Here is a 2520-nt window from a genome sequence, read left to right as displayed (position 1 = left end):
AAACCCGCTACAACGTCATGACCGCCACCGCCGACCTCACCCACCTCCCCACCCCACTACGCCACATCATCGAACCCTGCCTCACCCCCGACCCCCACCAACGCCCCGACGCACAGACCTTGCTGGCCACCATCCGCACACCGCCCCTCACCACACCCCCGTGGCCCGAAGCCATCCACACACTCACCCGCCAACAACACACCGAACTCCTCCGCTACACCCAGATCGACCCCACCACCGTCCTCCCCGGACCACACGACCTCGACCCCACAAAAATCTTCACCACGGACGCGACGGAAGCAGCGGAAGCGGAACCGAGCGCCGGTCCCGATCCGTCCCCGGCCGAGGAGCCCGGGACAGTCGGCACACCCGGCAGGAAGTCACGCACCGTTCTGCACGTGCTGGCCGCCATGGTCGCCCTGGCCGTCGCTTTGGCCGCCGCCGTCTTCTGGCCGAACGGTGACGACGGCGAAGCCACGCCGGAGAAGCCGGTCGAAGCCGCGGCCGACACCGACGCGTTTCCCGTCACGATCGAGCACGACTACGGGGAGACGGTCGTTCGGTCCAGGCCCCAACGGGTGGCCGCCTACGGCTGGGGCGCCGCCGAGGCCGCGATCGCGCTGGGCACGTTCCCGGTCGGCATCCCCGAGGACGATTCCGCATCCGGCCAGGGCATGCTGCCCTGGGTCGCGCATGCCTACGAGGACGAAGGTCTCGGCACTCCCGTCCTCTTCAGCAAGACCGGCACCGGGAGTTGGACGCTGCCCGCCGAACAGATCGCCGCGACCGCCCCCGACCTCATCCTCGCTCCCTACTCGGGTCTGACCGAGGAGCAGTACGAGCAACTCAGCGCGATCGCACCGGTCGTGGCCCGCCCTGTGGGCGCCTCGCTGGAACCGTGGGAGGGCGTCGTCACCACCACCGCGAGGGCGCTGGGCGTGTCCGCGGAGGGCGAGGAGTTGCTCGCGGAGTCCGACGCCCGGCTGGCTGAACTCGGTGAGCGGCACGGCCTCAAGGGGTTGTCCTTCGCGGCGGTCGTCAACGATCCGCCCGGGGACCGGGTGCACGTCTACTCCGACGCCAGCCCGGTCGTCCGGGTGCTCGAAGGGCTGGGCATGCGGCTGGCGGACTCGGTGGTCGGGCTGGATGCCGACGGCGACGGCATGATGTACACGCTGGACTACGAGGATCTGGACCGGCTCGAATCCGATGTCGTCGTCCTGTACGCCACTACGCCCGAGACGGCCGAACTGGATCTGGCCGACGAGCAACTGAACGCCCTGCCGGCCTTCTCCGCGGGGCGGATCGGCCAGCTGTTCGGCACCGACGAGTTCGCCTCGGCCGCCTCCCCGACGGTGCTCTCGATCCGCTGGCCCGGCGGAATGCCGGTGCTGGCCGAGTCCCTGCAGAAGGCGGAGGCCGCGAACTGACACCGCGCTCCGCCCACGACACGACACCCGTTCAACGGAAGGACCTGCCTCTCATGTTCCGTCCAAACGCCGCGCTCGCGGCCTGCCTCGTCTCCCTGGCCCTGCTGACCGCCTGTTCCGATCAGAAGGACGACGCCCCGGCCAAAGCCGGCAGCACCGCCCCTTCCTCGGCGCCCGCAGCCGGAGCGACGGAAGAGGGACTGGAGAAACAGGACGACGTCCCCGACGAGTGGCCTCCGGAGATCCCCTTGCCTCTCGGATACGAGATCAGGGCGGCCTCGGAACCCACTCAGGCCGAGTACCACAGCGCGCAGGTGATCGGCCTGCCCAAGGAGGCGGTGACGGCCACGCTCGAGGAGTTCGAGTCCGGCGGATTCACCGAGAAGGGCCTCAGTGACGCCATGAACGACCGAGGCTTCTTCCGTTACGTGAACGAGGATTGGGCGGTGGACCTCACTGCTGCCCCGATGGACGAGAAGGGGGAACCCACCATGGAGGACACCGGGGTCTACACGTTGCTGTACATGGTCGGCCCCGCCGAGTAGTACGTTCCTCTGCATCGATCCGGACTGTTGTGGGAGGTCGTCCGTGTGGGACCTGGCGCCGTCGGATCCGCGTGTGGTCGGGCCGTTCCGGACCCGTGCGGTACTCGGCGAGGGCGGTATGGGCCGCGTGTTACTGGCCACCGACCCCACGGGCGGCCTCGTCGCGGTCAAACTCGTCCGTGACACCTTCGCCGCCTACGACGACACCTTCCGCCAACGCCTGCACCGTGAAGCCGTCGCCGCCCGAAGAATCCGCAGCCCCCACACCGCCCGAGTCGTCGACGCCGACGCCGACGCCGGAATCCCCTGGCTGGCCTACGAGTTCCACCACGGCCCCACCCTCCACCGCGCCCTCGCCACCGCCGGCACACTCCCGCCGGACACCGTCCTCCACCTCGCCGCGGGACTCGCCACCGCACTCCACGACATCCACACCGCCAACTTCATCCACCGCGACCTGTCGACCGCCAACGTCCTCCTCACCGACACCGGCCCCGTCGTCATCGACTTCGGCATCGCCAGACCCACCCGCCCCACCACCGAAG

The 2520-nt window shown here is 69.4% G+C and carries 3 protein-coding genes; all 3 read left to right on the top strand.

Annotated elements, in window-relative coordinates:
- On the top strand, window positions 1-1430 hold a 1430-nt coding region (locus tag GBN72_RS00720), incomplete at its 5' end, for an ABC transporter substrate-binding protein (protein WP_164540301.1).
- A 53-nt stretch (window positions 1431-1483) separates the two neighbouring features.
- Window positions 1484-1975, top strand: coding sequence for a hypothetical protein (locus GBN72_RS00715; protein WP_151769647.1), 492 nt, complete (start codon window positions 1484-1486; stop codon window positions 1973-1975).
- Window positions 1976-2093: 118 nt separating this feature from the next.
- On the top strand, window positions 2094-2520 hold a 427-nt coding region (locus GBN72_RS00710; protein WP_151770856.1), incomplete at its 3' end, for a protein kinase domain-containing protein.

This window comes from Streptomyces abyssomicinicus (assembly GCF_008974245.1).
In the GTDB taxonomy this organism is placed as follows: Bacteria; Actinomycetota; Actinomycetes; order Streptomycetales; family Streptomycetaceae; genus Streptomyces; species Streptomyces abyssomicinicus.
The sequence above is the reverse complement of the archived record's forward strand: the minus strand, read 5'-3'. Positions and strand labels throughout refer to the sequence as shown.